This is a genomic window from Nocardia sp. GCM10030253 (genome assembly GCF_042675075.1).
Taxonomy (GTDB): domain Bacteria; phylum Actinomycetota; class Actinomycetes; order Mycobacteriales; family Mycobacteriaceae; genus Nocardia.
The window spans coordinates 57,036-72,920 of the sequence record NZ_JBHTDL010000002.1 but is presented as its reverse complement, the minus strand read 5'-3'; the positions used below and the strand labels follow the sequence as shown (position 1 = coordinate 72,920).

The 15,885-nt window shown below is 67.1% G+C and carries 15 protein-coding genes and 1 pseudogene; 8 read left to right on the top strand and 8 right to left on the bottom strand.

What is annotated here, in order from left to right:
* The first annotated feature begins 4 nt into the window (after nucleotides 1–4).
* Together ACFQZZ_RS00775 and ACFQZZ_RS00770 are read left to right on the top strand one after the other, a co-directional pair.
* Nucleotides 5–1,582 carry an FAD-binding protein gene (locus tag ACFQZZ_RS00775; protein ID WP_378672311.1) on the top strand — a complete coding sequence of 526 codons (1,578 nt, stop codon included), beginning with the start codon at nucleotides 5–7 and terminating at the stop codon, nucleotides 1,580–1,582.
* 1 nt (nucleotide 1,583) lies between these two features.
* Nucleotides 1,584–2,459 (top strand): TIGR03619 family F420-dependent LLM class oxidoreductase, encoded by an 876-nt coding sequence (locus ACFQZZ_RS00770; RefSeq protein WP_378672309.1) that lies wholly within the window; start codon nucleotides 1,584–1,586, stop codon nucleotides 2,457–2,459.
* Nucleotides 2,460–2,547: 88 nt separating this feature from the next.
* Here ACFQZZ_RS00770 and ACFQZZ_RS00765 read toward each other — a convergent pair whose 3' ends face one another.
* From ACFQZZ_RS00765 to ACFQZZ_RS00745, 5 genes are all read right to left on the bottom strand, one after another.
* Complete coding sequence (locus ACFQZZ_RS00765; protein ID WP_378672307.1) at nucleotides 2,548–3,393, bottom strand: fructosamine kinase family protein; 846 nt, start codon at nucleotides 3,391–3,393, stop codon at nucleotides 2,548–2,550.
* Nucleotides 3,390–4,169, bottom strand: coding sequence for a helix-turn-helix domain-containing protein (locus ACFQZZ_RS00760; RefSeq protein ID WP_378672305.1), 780 nt, complete (start codon nucleotides 4,167–4,169; stop codon nucleotides 3,390–3,392). Before ACFQZZ_RS00760 ends, ACFQZZ_RS00765 begins: the two co-directional genes overlap by 4 nt.
* A gap of 352 nt (nucleotides 4,170–4,521) precedes the next feature.
* The gene (locus ACFQZZ_RS00755; protein ID WP_378672302.1) at nucleotides 4,522–4,839 is read right to left on the bottom strand and encodes a BTAD domain-containing putative transcriptional regulator; all 318 of its coding nucleotides are present in this window, start codon (nucleotides 4,837–4,839) and stop codon (nucleotides 4,522–4,524) included.
* A gap of 150 nt (nucleotides 4,840–4,989) precedes the next feature.
* A complete protein-coding gene (locus ACFQZZ_RS00750; RefSeq protein WP_378672299.1) occupies nucleotides 4,990–5,208 on the bottom strand; it encodes a hypothetical protein in 219 nt (72 codons plus the stop codon).
* Between the two features lie 95 nt (nucleotides 5,209–5,303).
* Nucleotides 5,304–5,852, bottom strand: coding sequence for a MarR family winged helix-turn-helix transcriptional regulator (locus tag ACFQZZ_RS00745; protein WP_378672296.1), 549 nt, complete (start codon nucleotides 5,850–5,852; stop codon nucleotides 5,304–5,306).
* Nucleotides 5,853–5,985: 133 nt separating this feature from the next.
* On the opposite strand from ACFQZZ_RS00745, the gene ACFQZZ_RS00740 reads away from it, so the two are divergent.
* Nucleotides 5,986–6,918, top strand: coding sequence for an NADP-dependent oxidoreductase (locus ACFQZZ_RS00740; RefSeq protein ID WP_378672293.1), 933 nt, complete (start codon nucleotides 5,986–5,988; stop codon nucleotides 6,916–6,918).
* Between the two features lie 72 nt (nucleotides 6,919–6,990).
* A complete protein-coding gene (locus ACFQZZ_RS00735) occupies nucleotides 6,991–7,947 on the top strand; it encodes an alpha/beta hydrolase (protein ID WP_378672290.1) in 957 nt (318 codons plus the stop codon).
* An 11-nt stretch (nucleotides 7,948–7,958) separates the two neighbouring features.
* Here the strand turns inward: ACFQZZ_RS00735 and ACFQZZ_RS00730 are convergent, their stop codons facing one another.
* Nucleotides 7,959–9,953: a BTAD domain-containing putative transcriptional regulator gene (locus tag ACFQZZ_RS00730; protein ID WP_378672287.1), complete on the bottom strand. Its 1,995-nt coding sequence runs from the start codon at nucleotides 9,951–9,953 to the stop codon at nucleotides 7,959–7,961.
* Nucleotides 9,954–10,061: 108 nt separating this feature from the next.
* On the opposite strand from ACFQZZ_RS00730, the gene ACFQZZ_RS00725 reads away from it, so the two are divergent.
* On the top strand, nucleotides 10,062–10,940 hold the full coding sequence (locus ACFQZZ_RS00725; protein ID WP_378672284.1) for an alpha/beta fold hydrolase: 879 nt from the start codon (nucleotides 10,062–10,064) through the stop codon (nucleotides 10,938–10,940).
* Between the two features lie 44 nt (nucleotides 10,941–10,984).
* Here the strand turns inward: ACFQZZ_RS00725 and ACFQZZ_RS00720 are convergent, their stop codons facing one another.
* Both ACFQZZ_RS00720 and ACFQZZ_RS00715 read right to left on the bottom strand, forming a co-directional pair.
* Complete coding sequence (locus ACFQZZ_RS00720) at nucleotides 10,985–11,614, bottom strand: LysE family translocator (protein ID WP_378672281.1); 630 nt, start codon at nucleotides 11,612–11,614, stop codon at nucleotides 10,985–10,987.
* A 129-nt stretch (nucleotides 11,615–11,743) separates the two neighbouring features.
* Nucleotides 11,744–11,962, bottom strand: coding sequence for a hypothetical protein (locus ACFQZZ_RS00715; protein ID WP_378672279.1), 219 nt, complete (start codon nucleotides 11,960–11,962; stop codon nucleotides 11,744–11,746).
* Nucleotides 11,963–12,433: 471 nt separating this feature from the next.
* On the opposite strand from ACFQZZ_RS00715, the pseudogene ACFQZZ_RS00710 reads away from it, so the two are divergent.
* From ACFQZZ_RS00710 to ACFQZZ_RS00700, 3 genes and pseudogenes are all read left to right on the top strand, one after another.
* Nucleotides 12,434–13,247 (top strand): annotated as a pseudogene (locus ACFQZZ_RS00710) (IS5 family transposase).
* A 590-nt stretch (nucleotides 13,248–13,837) separates the two neighbouring features.
* Nucleotides 13,838–15,091 carry an alpha/beta hydrolase gene (locus ACFQZZ_RS00705; protein WP_378672276.1) on the top strand — a complete coding sequence of 418 codons (1,254 nt, stop codon included), beginning with the start codon at nucleotides 13,838–13,840 and terminating at the stop codon, nucleotides 15,089–15,091.
* Nucleotides 15,092–15,139: 48 nt separating this feature from the next.
* On the top strand, nucleotides 15,140–15,601 hold the full coding sequence (locus tag ACFQZZ_RS00700; RefSeq protein ID WP_378672273.1) for a hypothetical protein: 462 nt from the start codon (nucleotides 15,140–15,142) through the stop codon (nucleotides 15,599–15,601).
* Nucleotides 15,602–15,885: the final 284 nt, after the last annotated feature.

The following is a 15,885-nucleotide window of genomic DNA, read 5'->3' as shown; positions in this document are numbered from 1 at the left end:
GCCGATGGGCTCCCCCGAACGGCGCCCTGTGGGCACCGAGCTGGATGCCGACGAGCCCGAGTGGGACGAGACGGCCGAGGTGATCGTGCGCGGCACCGAGCTACCCGAGTTGATCGGCGACCAGCTCCGGTGGGACGAGACCGCCGATGTCATCGTTGTCGGCTTCGGTATCGCCGGATCCTGTGCCGCCATCAGCGCAGCGGAGGCCGGGGCGCGGGTGCTGATCCTGGAACGCAACAGCGCAGCCGGCGGGGCGTCGGCGCTCGCGGCCGGACATTTCTATCTCGGCGGCGGCACTCCGGTGCAGCGTGCCACCGGCTACGACGACAGCGTCGAGGCGATGGCGGCGTACCTGGAAGCGGTCACCCCGAAACCCGATCCGGCGAAGATCGATGCTTACTGCCGCGGGAGCGTCGCACATTTCCAGTGGCTCGAGGCGCACGGCGTCGAGTTCGAGCGGTCGTTCTATCCCGGCAAGGCCGTCGTGCAGCCGGGCACCGAAGGGCTGATGTGGACCGGCAACGAAAAGGTGTGGCCCTACCGCGATCAGGCGCCGCCCGCGCCGCGTGGGCACAAGGTGAATGCGCCGGCCGAGCGCGGCGGTCATCGGGTGATGGCCGCACTCACCGAGCGGGTCCGGGAACTGGGCATCGCCGTGCGCTACGAGACCAGGGTCGAGCAATTGGTTGCCGATCCCACCGGTCGCATCGTCGGTGTGCGGTGGCGCGACGGTGCGGCCGGGGGCACGGTGGTGCTGGCGGCGGGCGGCTATGTGATGAACCGGGACATGGTCGCCGCCTACACGCCCCGGCTCGCCGAACACTTCCTGCCGCTGGGTGTCCCGTCCGACGACGGCCTCGGTATCCGGCTCGGGCAATCGGCGGGCGCCGCGACCGCGCACATGGACGGTGCGTTCATGACGGCATCGTTCTATCCGCCCGCCGATCTATTGCACGGCATCATCGTGAACAAGGCGGGGCGCCGATTCGTCGCCGAGGACTCCTATCACGGCCGCACCGCCGCCGCGGTTGTCGCGCAACCGGATTCGACGGCGTATTTGATCGTCGACACCAACCACATGGTGTGGCCGGAACTGCCGATGGTGAAGTTCGTCGACGGCTGGGACACCGTCGACGCGATGGAATCCGCCCTCGCTCTCCCAGTAGGCGCGTTGCGGCGAACGATGTCGGCCTACAACGCCGCCGCGGCCGAGGGGCACGATCCGGAGTTCGGTAAGCATCCCGACTGGCTGACGCCGTTGACCGAGGGCCCGTGGGGTGCCTTCGATCTCACGCCCGCGAAGGCCACCTATGTCGGGTTCACTCTCGGCGGGCTGGCCACCTCCGTCGACGGGCAGGTGCTGCGCGCCGACGGATCGCCGATCGGCGGGCTGTATGCCGCGGGTGCCTGCGCCTCGAACATCGCACAGGACAGCTCCGGCTATTCCAGTGGCACCTGCCTGGGCGAGGGCTCCTATTTCGGCCGCCGCGCGGGTCTTCATGCCGCGCACGGCACCCGCCCGAGTACACCGCCCGCCGAACAGGCGGACGTACCACACACCTCCGCACCGAAGGACCTCTGATATGCGCTTCACCTACGCCGAGACGATGGTCGACCCCACGTATTACGTGCCGCTGGCCCGCGCGGCCGAGGAGGCCGGGTACACGACCATGGTCGTCGCCGACAGCGTCGCATACCCGAAGGACTCCGACGCGAAATACCCGTACACGCCCGACGGCAGCCGGGAGTTCCTGGAGAACAAGCCGTTCGTCGAGGCGTTCGTGGTGACCGCCGCCATGGCCGCGGTGACGACAACGCTGCGGTTCACACCGTTCGTGCTGAAGCTGCCCATCCGTCCGCCCGTGCTCGTCGCCAAACAGGCCGCCTCCATCGCCGCGCTCAGCGGTGACCGGCTCGGGCTCGGCGTCGGAATCAGTCCGTGGCCGGACGATTTCGACATGATGGGGGTGCCGTTCGAGCATCGGGGCGCACGGATGGACGAGTGCATCGACATCGTGCGCGGGCTGACCGCGGGCGGCTACTTCGAGTTCCACGGCAAGTTCTACGACATCGCACCGATCAAGATCAATCCGGTCCCGCGGGCCCCGCTGCCCATCCTGATCGGCGGGCACAGCGAACCCGCGCTGCGGCGTGCGGCACAGCGCGGCGACGGCTGGATGCACGCGGGCGGTGACCCGGCCGAACTGGATCGGCTGCTGGATCGATTGACCGTGCTGCGCGCCGAGTACGGCACCCGCGAGGACTTCGAGGTGCACGTCATCTCGCTCGACGGGTTCACCGTCGACGGCGTGAAACGGCTGGAGGACAAGGGCGTTACCGATGTCATCGTCGGCTTCCGCTACCCGTACACGACCGAGGTCGACACCGAGCCGCTGGACACCAAGATCGCCAATCTGTCGCGGTTCGCCGAGAAGGTGATCGCGCGAACGAACGGGTGAGCCGAACGGGTTACGAGACACCATTCACCGCATGCCAACACGCGTTCAATGCACCGTCGATGCGCGGCGGATGGCTGGGGAGGGTGTGTTACGCCGCGAGTACGGCGGTGGCGGCGGTGATGGTTCGGTCGCTGTAGCTGCTGCCGAATAGCACGACGTGCACAAGTAGTGGGTGCAGTTGGTGCAAGGGGATTCGGGTGCGCCAGCCGTCGGACAGCGGATGGGTTTCTTGGTAGGCGGCACGGATTCGGTCGAGGTGGGGGGCACCGAAGAGGGCGAGCATGGCCAAATCGGTTTCGCGGTGGCCGCCGTGGGCTGCAGGGTCGATGAGGATCGCGCGGTCGGCGGTCCAGAGGATGTTGCCGGACCAGAGGTCGCCGTGCAGGCGGCTGGGTGGTTCCAGCGGGCCGGCCAAGGCATCGATGTTCTCGATGACGCGCTCCAGCAGGCGGATTCCGTCGGGGCCGAGATGCGGGGCGGCGTGCGGGAGGTAGGGGGCGATACGGCGTTCGGCGTACCAGCGTGACCATGGACCGGTACCTGTGGTGTTGTCCAGAGGAAGATCGGCGATCCAGCCGGACCATGGCGCACCGAATGCCGCTGGTGAATTCGCGTGCAGCGCGGCGAGTTCGCGGCCGAGACGTTCGGCGGCGGCGGGGGTGGCGGGGGCCTCCGGCAACCACGGCAGCACCAGCATGCGGTCGTCGACCGCCAACACCTCAGGTACGAGTCCTGGTGCCCCGGCTCGCAACCAAGCCAGACCGGCCGCTTCCGCGGTGAGTACCTCCGCATGATTGTCGGCGACCTTCGCGAAAACGTGACGGCCGTCGGCCAGTATCGCGCGATGCAACGTCCACGAATGTCTCACCCCTAGGTCGGTCACCGCCCGGACCGGCGCGCCGAGCAGTTCACCGAGATCCGCTGCGACACTCACGATTGCGCCGTCGCCAGCAGCTTCTTCGTGTCCTGGTCGGCCGGATAGAACGATTCGATGGCCAATTCGGCGACGGTGACGTTCATCGGGGTGCCGAACACTGTTGTCGCGCTGATCAACGACAGCTCGTGGTTGTCATGCCGCAGGCGCAGCGGCACCACCACCTGGTCGGGCTCCGGCAAGGACAATTCGATCTCCCCGCCGGGATATCCGCGCAACTCCTCGAGCAGTTCGATCAGTTCCGGCGAGCCGGTGAGCTCGATCCGGCGCGTCAACCGCTCGAACAGGTGACCGCGCCATTCGGCGAGGTTGACGATGCGGCTTGCCATCCCATCGGGGTGCAGGCTCAATCGCAGGGCATTCGCGGGCGCGATGAGCAACGCCGGGTCGATACCGTGCAGCATCAGCGCGATACCGGCGTTGGCGTCGACCATGTTCCAGTTCTGATCGATCGCCAGCGCCGGGAACGGCTCGAGCCCGACGAGCATCTGCCGCATCGCCTCGCGCACCGGCGCCATCGCGGGGGTGTCGAGGGCCGGTTCGGCGTAGACCGGGGCGTATCCCGCCGCCAGCAGCAAGCGATTGCGTTCGCGCAGCGGAACCTCCAGCTGTTCACACAGATGCACAAGCATCGTGCGGCTCGGCGTAGCGCGACCGGTCTCGATGAAGCTGAGGTGCCGGGTGGAGGTCTCGGCGCGTCCCGCCAGTTCCAGCTGACTGAGCCTGCGCTCGAGGCGCCAATGCCGCAGCAGGTCACCGGCAGTCTGGGTAGTCACCACCCGAATCCTACGAACTCGCGGTCGGCACGGCCATTACCTCGCGGGTAATCGACACGGCTACCGTCGGCAGGCGATCGTGTGACGGACCGACCGATGACTACGTGTTTGTGTCCGAGGGCGAACCACCGGCATGGCGGCGCCGACGAGGACCCAGGACGACCACCAAAACATCCGCGTCCTGACCAACCTTCGCCGACCTTGGGTCGCCACGGCAGCTCCCGAGTCTCCAAGGCGGTGCTGCTCATGCCCGCAGCCGGGCACTGGTGGATGCTCGACGATCCCGCCGCCGCGCGGGCGTTGTCTGATTACTGGGAGTCATTGTTTCCCGCGCGTGGTGCTCAGTGGCCGTTCAACTCCTGATGCCAGAGCAGGTCGCCGATCCGCTCCACCGCGGTGGACAGGTGGCGGCGGTAGGTGCTGAACGGCAAGCCGAGCAGTTCGGCCGCCACCTCCTGGGTCGGGGCGATCGGTCCTCGTACTGCCCCGCCGCACGCACCGCCCCTGGTAGCAGCAGGTCCGGGTCCTGTCGGAGGATGCGGTGCTCGAGCGCGCGCAGCGAAATCCGTGGCTCGATGCCGATGTCGTCGATGAGCTGCCGTCGAATACAGCGCAGTGCCGCCAGCGCCGATCCCGTCGAGTCGCTCGTACCGCCACGATCCGCGAACATACTGCTCCGTCCCGACCATCGACTCCTCGGTCAGAAAACGATCCTCGCTGCTCCAGATCCCCATGACCGGCGCGAGCACCGGCGGGAGTTGAGGAGGTTCGACGAGTAGCTGTGGTCCCGCGCCGGTGCGATACAGCCCGAGCGAGGTGCTCAGCGCACGCGGGTCGCGCAGTCGCTCGATGACCTCCGATAGCTCCGGATGGGAGCCCAGAAACTGTCTCGCGTTGGCGAAGTCGTCAGCGACAGCCAGCGCTCCGCGATACCGGGAAACTGGAAGAACAGGAAATACCAAGACTTCTCGCGCTGCGCCAGACCCGCCTCCACGTTCGCGGCCGGACTACCTGCCGAGAGCAGGCTGACACTGGCCACTCGATCCGGGATACCGGCCGCCAGCAGCTGGACCAGGGGCGACCCCCGATCTCTGCCCAGTTCGTGCTCAATCGGCGCGGTTCGGGTGAGGTTGATCAGCCGGGCGCTGTGGTCGGGGTGGTGGCGCGGGATTTGCGGGGAGCGGCCGAGCGTGGCGGTTGGGCGCGCATGTGGTCGCGGACGCGGGTCATGATGTCGCCGAGGTGGTCGACGTCGTTGTCGGTGAGGGAGTCGAACAGCAGGTCGCGGGAGAGCTGGACGTGGCCGGGCAGGACACGGTGGAACAGGTCGCGGCCGCTGTCGGTGAGGGTGACTAGTGTGGCGCGCTCGTCCTCTGGTGAGGGGGCGCGGGTGATGAGACCGGCCTTCTCCAGTAGCCCGGCCTGGTAGGTGAGACCGCTGCGGCTGTAGACGACGCCGTCGGCCAGCTGGGTCATGGTGAGCGGGCCGGGGGCCTCGAGGAGACGTGCCAGGAGCTGGAACTGCACGTAGCTGATGTCTCCTTCGGCGCGCAATTGCTGCTCGATGGCGTGTTGGAGCAGGCCGACTGCTTCCAGGAGCGCGAAATAGGCCCCGAGTTGGCCGGGCTCGAGCGGCTCGACGTCGCCGGTGTCCGCCGCAGGGGTGGAGTCGTGGGCTGTCATGCCCGCACCTTACCTGCTTCGAATTCGAAACATAGTGACGACAATCACCGCATTCGCGGGTATTGCTTCGAACTCGAAGCAGGTTACCGTCTGTACATGCTTCGAATTCGAAGCAGCAGACAGAGGAGAGATCATGAAGGCAGTGCGATTCCACGCCCACGGCGACAGCGAAGTCCTGGCCTACGAGCAAGCGCCCCGACCCGTCGCCGCCGCGGGGGAGGTCGTGGTGAAGGTAGCCGCGACCTCGTTCAACCCGGTGGATGTCGCGATCCGCGCCGGCTACTTGCAGCAGGTGTTCCCGGTGTCCTTCCCACATGTGCCGGGCATCGACGTGGCAGGCACCATCGCGGAAGTCGGTGTGGAGGTGAGCGGCTGGGAAGCGGGGGACGCGATCGTGGCGTTCCTCCCGATGAATACCGACGGCGCGGCCGCGGAGTACGTCGCCGTCGCCGCCGAGCTGTTGGCCACAGCCCCCCGCGACGTCGAGCTGGCAGACGCCGCCGCACTTCCCGCGGTAGGGCTGACGGCCTGGCAAGCGCTGTTCGACCATGCCGACCTGGTTGCCGGGAACAGTGTGCTGATCAACGGTGCGGGCGGTGCGGTCGGCGGTTACGCCGTCCAGCTGGCCGCACGGACCGGAGCCGTGGTCACGGCAACGGCGAGCGCGCGCAGCGCCGACCGGGTCCGTGCCGACGGCGCCGTCGACATCGTGGACTACACCGCGATTCCGTTGACGCGGGCGGTATCCGGGCAGCGGTTCGACGTCGTGGTCAACCTGGTGGCCACCTCGCCGGAGGAGACCGCGGAACTCGTCGACCTGGTCGCCGACGGTGGAATCTTCGTCAGCACAACCACTCCCGGTGACGCCGACGCCGAGCGCGGAGTGCGGGCGGTACGGATGTTCGCCCGCAGCGACGCCGCACAGCTCGCCGAACTCGTCGCCCTCGTCGATGCCGGCGCCCTGCGTATCGACGTGGCCGGGCGACGGTCACTGAATGAACTGGCCACCGTCCACGCCGAAGCCATCACCGGAAAGCTGCCCGGCAAGACGATCCTGCTGCCCTGAGCGGGCACCCGCCGCTGCCGTACATCCCACTCACCCTGACACCTCATCCGCTGTCGCACAAGGAGATACGTCATGTCCTTCACCCTCGATCCACAAGTCGCCGACGCGCTGGCCCCCATGGCCGCCGCGATGGCTGACAGCACACCTCCGCTGGTCGGCGATGTCGATGCGCGCCGCGCAATCCTCGAGCAGGTCATCGCCCACACCGACACCGCCCAACCGGCCGCGGCCGATGTCACGATCACCGACCACACGATGGTCACCGCCGACGGCGCCTCGATCCTGTTGCGTTGGTACGAACGTGACGACAGCCCCACCGAACCGGGCCCGGCCGCGCTCTACCTGCACGGCGGCGGGATGATCCTCGGCCATGTCGGTCTGTTCGACGGGTCGGTGTCGCGATACGTGTCGGCGAGCGGCACCCCGATCCTGTCGGTCGACTACCGGCGCGCCCCGGAACATCCGCACCCCACTCCGGTCGACGACGCCTACGACGCCCTGCTCTGGCTGCACGAACACGCCGCCGACCTGAATGTCGATCCCGCCCGCATCGCGGTGTTCGGCGACAGCGCGGGCGGTGGGCTGGCTGCCGCGGTAGCGATCCTGGCCCGCGACCGCAGCGGGCCCGCCATCGCCCGCCAGATCCTGGTCATGCCGATGCTCGACGACCGCACCCGCACACCGGACCCGCATCTCGTGCCGTTCGTCCTGTGGTCATGGGACGACAATCGAACAGGCTGGCAAGCGCTGCTCGGCGACGCCGCAGGCGGACCCGACACCTCAGCCCACGCCGCGCCCGCCCGCGTCACCGACCCCACCGACCTGCCACCGGCATACATCGAGGTCGGCCAACTCGACATCTTCCGCGACGAGGACCTCACCTACGCCCTGCGCTTGTCCCAGGCGGGCGTCCCGGTCGAATTCCACCTCCACGCGGGCGTCCCGCACGAGTTCGAAGGGATCGCCTTCACCTCCGATGTCGCGCACCGCGTCATGGCCGACCGCATCCGCGTCCTGGCTTCCCTCTGAGAACCGGTGATTCACGCCTGCGCGCCGTGCGATGACAGCGCTGATTCGAGATCGTCGAGATAGGTGCGAACCGGACCCACATCGAGAAGTCCGCTCTGCGCGGTGGTTTCGGCCACGGCGGGCGAGAGGTGGGTCCTGGCTCGGCGCATGACATCGACATCGTCGACGGCGATGGCCGCGTACGCCACGACGGCCCACAGCGCTTCGAACAGCAGGTCGCGCGGCGGGGAGGCGATGCCGCACAACAGATCTCGCGCCCCCGCGAAATCACCACGGGCGACCAGCAGAGTGGGCTCGACCCAGGGTTTGTAAGGTCCCCAGTCCGTGTCGGGTTCGATCGCCGCGATCCGGTCGGTGTCGTGGTGTCGCAGAGACAAGCTCAGCCGGGCGAGCGGCAGCAGACCCTGCTCGAGTCCTGGCATGCCCGCTCCGGCGAGGGTGGCGGCCGCCGCCGCATAGGCCGCCTCAGCGGTCGCGAGATCGGTTGTCGCACTGACTCGTAGGGCGCGGTACCAGGTGGTGAACACCGCTACCAGCGGCAGCGCATAGCGTTGGGCGACCGTGTCGGCGGCATCGGCATGCTGGTCGGCCCCGACGAAATCGGCCACCGCGCACCGGGACTGGAGACGGATGAGGTGGCCGAGCACCTCATAGGTGGCGAGTTTGCTGTTCGCCGCGACCGCGATGATCTCGGTGCCGAGCGCGTCGCGCCGCGGCGCCAGTCCGGCCCGCTGAAAGCTCTGCATGAACACACCGTTGAGCGCGAATACCAGCAGCGATGGGTCGTGCAGTCGGCGCGCGATTTCTTCGGCCTGGCGGGCTGCGCGCAGCGGTCGCAGTCCGGCCTCGGTCGGCGTTTCCACCGGTAGCTCACCGCGCGATTCGACGGCGATGGTCGCGAGCAGCCTGGCCCGGTCGGCGTCGTCGTGGTCAGGGAGCCGAAGGAGTGTCTTCTCGGCGATGTCGACGAGTCGGCGGTCCTGCCCGTGGTCGTCGGACCGTGTCCAGATCGCGGGAACGTCGTAGATGCCGATCACGCGCGCGGTCAGCTCGGGACTACCGAGCTCCTCGGCCGCGACCACGGCCGAAATACGGTGTTTGCGAGCAGCTTCGAGCCCCCCGCCGCCTGTCACCGCGAGGTCGCGCATGAGTCCTGCGGTCGACTCCAGCCGTGTCGCGGCGCGTGGCGGGACCGCGCTGTCGTAGGCGGCCCGCGCCTGTTCCCAGACCTGTGCGGCGGGATCGGCAGCGCCGGGGTCGAGGTGTTCCGCCTGGCGCAGCAGGTCGTGTTCGAGGCGTCGCAGTCTCGGTCCCGGGTCGATTCCGAGGTCCTCGGCCAACATTCGCCGGGCTCGGGCGAGGACCGCGAGTGCGTCGGCCTGACGGCCCGAGCCGTACAGCGCGGTGGCCAGCAGCCCCCACGCGTCTTCTCGCCATGGATGCTCGGCGACGTGCGCGTCGAGGTCGGGAACAGCCGCCGCCGCACCGCCGAGGGCCAGTTGCGCTTCGGCGCGGCGTTCGACCGCGAGCAGCCGTTGCTCAGCGAGTCGCGACCGCTCGGCCTGCGCCCAGCCCTGCTCGGGGAAGTCGGCGTAGGCAGGTCCGTGCCACCAGCTCAGCGCCTCGGTCAGTAGCGAGAACGCCTGTCCTGCAGGGAGTTTCGATGCGCTCCTCACGGCGTCGTCGAATCGCCACGCATCGACGGCATCGGGTTCGGCCCGCAGCGCGTAACCGAGCCCTTGCGTGACCAGCAGCCGTGCCGGTGTGCGGGGGGGACGGTCGGGTTCGAGCGCGCGCCGCAATCCGGCGACGAAGGTCCGAATCGCGCCGACCGCGTCCCCAGGTGGTTCGTCCCACAGATCCTCGACCAGCAGACCGACCGGAACGACCCGCCGGTGCGCGAGGATCAGCCGGGCCAGCACCTCGCGGTAGCGGGGACCGCGCAGTCCGACCGGTTCGCCCAGGTCGTCGTGCACAGCGACCGGACCGAGTACCTGAAACCGCATCAGGCCAATGTAGTGCGCGTTCATCGGTTGCTCATCGCGGCACCGCACGCTCGAACTCGATCCGCACAAACCCTGCGGAACACCTACGGACGAAAGATTCCACCTACGATGACCAGCACCATTCCCGGATTCGACTACCACCGTGTCACGGTCGCCGACGATGTCGCCCTCAACGTCGCCGTCGCCGGCTCGGGAACCCCGATCGTGCTGCTGCACGGCTTCCCGCAGACCCACCTGATGTGGCGTCACGTCGCCACCGACCTGGCCGCCGACCACACGGTGATCGTCCCGGACCTCCGTGGCTACGGCGGCAGCGACAAACCTGCCGACGCCGGGCCCGATACCTACTCCAAGCGGCGCATGGCCGCCGACATCGTCACCCTGGCAGCGGCTTTCGGCCATGAACGCTTCGCGCTCGTCGGGCACGACCGCGGCGCACTGGTCGCCTTCCGCGCCGGACTCGACCATCCCGACGCGATCACCCACCTCGCCTGCCTGGACGTGCTGCCCACCCTGGACATGTGGGAAGTGCTGCACGGCACCACCGCCGCCGTCGGATTCCACCTGTACCTGATGGCGCAACCCCCTGGACTACCCGAACAGATGATCTCCGCCAGCGCCGATGCCTTCTTCGCCTACTTCCTCGACCAGTGGACCAAGGATCCCGCCGCGATCCCCGCGCCCGTGCGCGCCGCATACCTGGACGCCTGCCGCGCGGCGGTCCCCTCGATCGTGGCCGACTATCGCGCGTCAGCGACCATCGACGTAGACCACGACCGCGCCGACCGTGCGGCAGGGGTCCGCCTGTCGATGCCCGTGACGGTCATGCAGCAGGACTGGGGCGCCGCGCTCGGATTCGAAGCGGCGGCGCTGTGGTCGAGTTGGGCATCGGACCTCGCCCACAGCACCGTCGACGCTGGTCATTTTATGGCCGAAGAAGCCCCCGGAGCCGTCGTCGCCGCCATCCGAGACCTGGTCGAGCGCTGAGCCTTCGCGGATCGAGCAGCTGTCAGGCTGAGTCTGCTCCGGCGTCAGATGCCGTCCACTGCGAGCAGTCCGGCCAAGCCGAGAAAGGACACTCCGCTGCCCAGGTCGATCCGGCGCGATGTTCGCGCCGAGAAACCGGTCGCGCCGATGAGACCGCCCACGATGACGTAGCCCAGGCCGACGACCAGTTCGATGCCGACGTACGCCGCGCCGAGCAGGGCGATCTGCGTGCCGAACTCGCTTGCCGATTCGTCGGCGAACTGGGGAAGCAGCGCGGCGAAGAGCAGGAGCGCCTTCGGGTTGCTGATCCCCACGGCGAATTCGTTTCCGACGACGCGCCACCGGATCGCGCTCGCGTCCATACCCGGTGCCGAGCCGACCGTCGGCCGCCATGCGCGCCGAAGGCCCTGGATCCCGATCCAGGCGAGGTAGGCGACACCGACCCACTTGATCACGGTCAGCGCGGTTGCCGAGGCCGCCAGCGTCGCGCCGAGTCCGGCCACAACCAGCGCAACGAGTACGGCGAAGGCGGCCAGCCGACCACCCACACCGGCCAGGGCGTACTGAATGCCATGGCGCATGGCATTGTTCAGACCGAGGATCTGGCTTGCCCCCGGGATGAGCGAGACGAGGACAGCGGCGGGGAAGAACCCGACCCAGTTGATCGCGTGCATTCTGCGGTCTCCTTTGCGCGTGGATCTGAGGGTCCATGGTCACCCCGGACGCTGCTCACTTCCCAGCCCATTCGCCACTTCAGCAGTGCCCAGAATCAGCGATACGCCCTCGAGCGCCGCGTGACCGAGTCATTCGATGCAGTCGAGGGTGCAGTCGTTCGACTGATTCGGTAGGGGTGCGATCGGCTTTCCGGCCTCGCCCAACAGCCACGACGCCGAACGCCCCGCGCTCGTAACGAGTTCGGGGCGTTCGTAATTGGCGAACCGCTGCACGCTACTCAGAAGGCGTCCTGTTGCCGTGCGGGAGTCGAACAGTCGCAGCGGTTCCAGGTCGCGGCGTCCGTTCATCCGGACCGCCAGAAATATCAACCATCGACGGCACTGACGGGGACTCCGATGTATGCGCGGACGCAGCGGGTTGGACCCATATCTGGCCGGTGTCCTTCTGTGCAGGACAGCAGGTCGCTCGCCAAAGGACCGGCCGCACGCAGAGAAAATGATGGCGGTGGTCTGAAATATTGCGTTCGTTGAGCAACCACCGCACCAGCAATGGCTCGGGGTCATAGAGACCCCGAATCTTCGCCTCTGCGTGCCATCGCTTACCCACCGCCTCGGCCAGACGCTCCACAGCGTAGGCACGCTGCTGTGCTACAGGCACCGCGGCTGGGGGTGGCCGGCGCAACCAGATGAAAGTCGATGCGCCCACGCACAGCGTTGCGGCAGATATTGCGACGCTAAGACCGTGTCTCACGTCGTTGTTACCGTTCGATGTGTGTCGTAACTGGTTGTGTCGCATGCTGTCTGGTCGTGGTCGATGATCTGTCGCGACGTCTGGTCCCGGATGGGCTTTGGGTGCTGGTCGAGCCTTTGTTGCCGAAGTTCGAGGCTCGCCCGCAGGGTGGTGGCACGGCGCCGGTCGATGAGCGGGCCGTGTTCACCGCGGTGGTGTTCGTGCTGACCAGCGGTTGTGCGTGGCGGATGCTGCCGCCATCGTTCGGGGTCACTGTCCCGACGGCACATCGCCGGTTGACCGTCTGGACCGAGGCCGGTCTCTGGCGGCGATTACATCGCGCGGTGCTGGACGAGTTGGGTAGCCAGGGCTTGATCGACTGGTCGCGGGCGGTGATCGACGCGGCGTCGGTGCGAGCGAGAAAGGGGGCGATATGACCGGCCCGAGCCCGGTCGATCGAGGCAAGTCCGGTTCGAAGATCCACGTGCTGTCCGATCGCGTGGGACTGCCTCTGGCCGTGGGTATTTCGGCAGCCAATACCAACGACGCCGAAGCGCTGCGCCCGCTCGTGCGGGCGATCCCGGCAGTGCGGTCGCGGCGCGGGCCGTGTCGACGCCGACCGGCAAAGCTGCACGCCGACAAGGCATATGACCACACCGAGCTGCGCGGATGGGTCCGTGACCGGGGCATCGGCGTCCGGATCGCCCGCAAGGGCATCGAATCCAGCGACCGCCTCGGCCGACACCGATGGGTCATCGAACGAACAATCTCTTGGCTGACCGGCTACCACCGGCTCAACATCCGCTACGACGCGAGGCCACGCACTTCCTGGGCTTCCTCACCCTCGCCGCAGCATTGACCGGCCACAGGCGAAATCAGCGACATGAGACACGGTCCTATTGAACCCATTGACATACGCGTCCACAGCGGCCTGGTTCACGGTGGCATCTGCAACCCGCTGCACTACGAATGAAATGTGTTCGGGCAAAGTAAGATTGTGCTGATAGCTCGCCTTCATGGCATGCTCCTTTGAAACCGAGAGCAGGGCAGCCCTGCATCGAACCGCGAAATAGACTGTGCAGTAACACTTCTCCCGGATGCACCTGAGAGTACGCCGCCGCGCGCGTTTCAACGCCATGCCCTCGGGTACGCTCTGTCACCCACCCCTCACCCGACTGCCCCTGGCCATCCCGCCATCGGACGCACCACCGACCGAGTTGTCAACCGCCTACGGCGAGGCTGCCCGAGGAAGACCCGGTCGCGACCCAACGACATGAATCGGGGAATACCCGAATACGGGTCCTATACGAGGGTCGAAGAACATATCCGCCGAAACCGGCGCAAGCGACACTACTGACCGTCAGGGTTATCTGGCAGACTTGGCTCAATTGCCGGGCTTCGGCCGCGGTGGTCCGCGGTGTCGCTTGCGCGCCAACCCGACGGCATGGTCGGCAGCCCGGCCGGATCTGATCAGCTGACGCCGAGGTGGTGATATGCGCGGCGCCAGGCCGGATCCCGGCGACTCGTATCTGCAGGAGAACCATCTCCCGATCTTCAGTGCCCGGGTGCTTGCCCAGCGCCTGGAGCGAATCATCCTGGAAATGGGCGAAGGGATATCCGAGACCGTGTACCGACGAACTCGCGATGCGGTCATGCGCGGAAATTACGAGTACATCCTTGCCGATCAGAACAACGCGCGGGTTTTCGAGGCGCTACAGCGGGAACAGCCGCTTGCCGCCGCGTCCGGGCCTGCACGTCCCGACATCGGATTACCCCGTGATCCACGGCAGCTCCGCCACGCCTGGGAAGACCTTTCCGAAGCCGATAGAGCAGAGCTATTCCACTTGGATCCGTTCCTGGGGAATCGGAATGGGATTCCACACGCTGACCGAGACCTACTCAACCGCCGCAACCTGGACGATCTGCTGCGGCGAGCCCATGAATCCCAGGATTTCAACCGGAGCGATTACTTTTCCCAGCTCAGGCAAATGCTCGATGCGCAGCAACCCGGTGAGCCGCGGATCTACCTCGCCCATATCGACGAGAACAGAAGGGTCGCGTTTTCACTGGATGATCCGGACTTCGCCGACAATACCGCAGTTCTGCTCGGGCCCGCCGGTCGCGATGGCGACGCGCTCGAGTACGCAAGTCCGACCGTTGCACAGTTACGGGAGCTAGCGCTGCTCAGCGCGCCCGGCGCCAGAACGTCGGTCTCCTACTGGGACGTCTACCAACAACCACAATCCTTTGTCGAAACGATTTTCCCGCAGTTCGCGCAGGACGGGGCTGCCGGAGCGCGCGAATTTCACACCGGCCTGCGCGCCACGCACGAGGGCTCGCCCGGACACATCACGACACTCGGCCACTCCTATGCCAGTGTCCTGACCGGCCATTCCGCCGGGGGCGGAGCGAGGCTCGACACCGACGACGTCGTGTTCATCGGTAGCTGGGGCACCGGTACGAACAACGCCAGCGAACTGAGTCTCAGCGGCGTCGCGCCGGAGAACACCGCCGACCACGTCTTCTCGACGATGTCTTCCGGCGATCACGTGCACCTGATGCCCGATACACACGGCCCACTGCCCACCGATCCCGAGTACGGTGCGAGAACGTTCGAGTCGATGTCGCTGATCCCTGACCGCTGGAACGGTTACGACCATAGGTCGGATTTCTACCTGGCCTCCACAAATCCGGCCGCGCAAAATATCGGGCTCATCATCACCGGCCGCGGCGATCTGGTTTCCTGATAGTTGCCGCGGGCGTATCGCGGCAGCATTGAGACGATCGGCGGTGTGATGAGTTCCGAACCTACCCGAGCGGCGGCTCTGGATCAGCTGTACGGGCATCTCCAGCGAACGCTGGGTGTGCTGCCGGGCGAAGCCGCGTTGTCATTGGTACATCCGGCGATCCCGCAGGCTCGGCTGCACCGGGGTGTCACACTGCCCTACCGTGCGGGCGACCCGGGCGACATCACCGAGTTCTTCGATATCTCGTACTGGGTCGTCGGGATCGCTCCGGATGCCGTGGGTGCATGTTTCGATCACGTAGTGCGCTCCTGGATCGAGGCCGACTGGCCGACCCGAACGGACCGTGACGCACCGCCGCGAGCGGCCTTTACCCAGACACCGGACCGGTTCGGGCTATCGGTGCGGGAAACCGCGGACCACTACATGAGCCTTTCGGGCTCGACTCCTCCGTTTGATCCCGGTGGCCCGATGGGAGCCCCTTTCCCTGAGTCCATCGGCCATCTTTTCTGACTTTCCGGCAGCGCACCCGGTCCAGCATCCTGCCTGGGCAGTATTCCTGCGGTACGTCGCGCCGCCGGTCGATCCGGGAACGCGACACGGCCTCGGTGTCGTCGTTGTTCTCGCGCTGCCACTTGAGCCGGGCAGGGCAGGTGTTGGTTGTCGGCACACCGGGCCGGCCAGGAGCCGACAGCGGCGCGGTTGCGATTCCAGGTCGTCGGTTTTACCTCGCCCCATAGTTCAGCGAGTGCGTCGCCGATATCGGTGTCGACCACCTCGGCGAACTTGCGGCCGGG

Coding starts and splice junctions, on each gene's coding strand:
- ACFQZZ_RS00705 (WP_378672276.1), top strand. CDS start 13,838: ATGCGCGGCGCCAGGCCGGATCCCGGCGACTCGTATCTGCAGGAGAAC.
- ACFQZZ_RS00740 (WP_378672293.1), top strand. CDS start 5,986: ATGAAGGCAGTGCGATTCCACGCCCACGGCGACAGCGAAGTCCTGGCC.
- ACFQZZ_RS00745 (WP_378672296.1), bottom strand. CDS start 5,852: ATGACAGCCCACGACTCCACCCCTGCGGCGGACACCGGCGACGTCGAG.
- ACFQZZ_RS00700 (WP_378672273.1), top strand. CDS start 15,140: ATGAGTTCCGAACCTACCCGAGCGGCGGCTCTGGATCAGCTGTACGGG.
- ACFQZZ_RS00730 (WP_378672287.1), bottom strand. CDS start 9,953: ATGCGGTTTCAGGTACTCGGTCCGGTCGCTGTGCACGACGACCTGGGC.
- ACFQZZ_RS00770 (WP_378672309.1), top strand. CDS start 1,584: ATGCGCTTCACCTACGCCGAGACGATGGTCGACCCCACGTATTACGTG.
- ACFQZZ_RS00775 (WP_378672311.1), top strand. CDS start 5: ATGGGCTCCCCCGAACGGCGCCCTGTGGGCACCGAGCTGGATGCCGAC.
- ACFQZZ_RS00720 (WP_378672281.1), bottom strand. CDS start 11,614: ATGCACGCGATCAACTGGGTCGGGTTCTTCCCCGCCGCTGTCCTCGTC.
- ACFQZZ_RS00735 (WP_378672290.1), top strand. CDS start 6,991: ATGTCCTTCACCCTCGATCCACAAGTCGCCGACGCGCTGGCCCCCATG.
- ACFQZZ_RS00725 (WP_378672284.1), top strand. CDS start 10,062: ATGACCAGCACCATTCCCGGATTCGACTACCACCGTGTCACGGTCGCC.
- ACFQZZ_RS00755 (WP_378672302.1), bottom strand. CDS start 4,839: ATGTTCGCGGATCGTGGCGGTACGAGCGACTCGACGGGATCGGCGCTG.
- ACFQZZ_RS00715 (WP_378672279.1), bottom strand. CDS start 11,962: ATGAACGGACGCCGCGACCTGGAACCGCTGCGACTGTTCGACTCCCGC.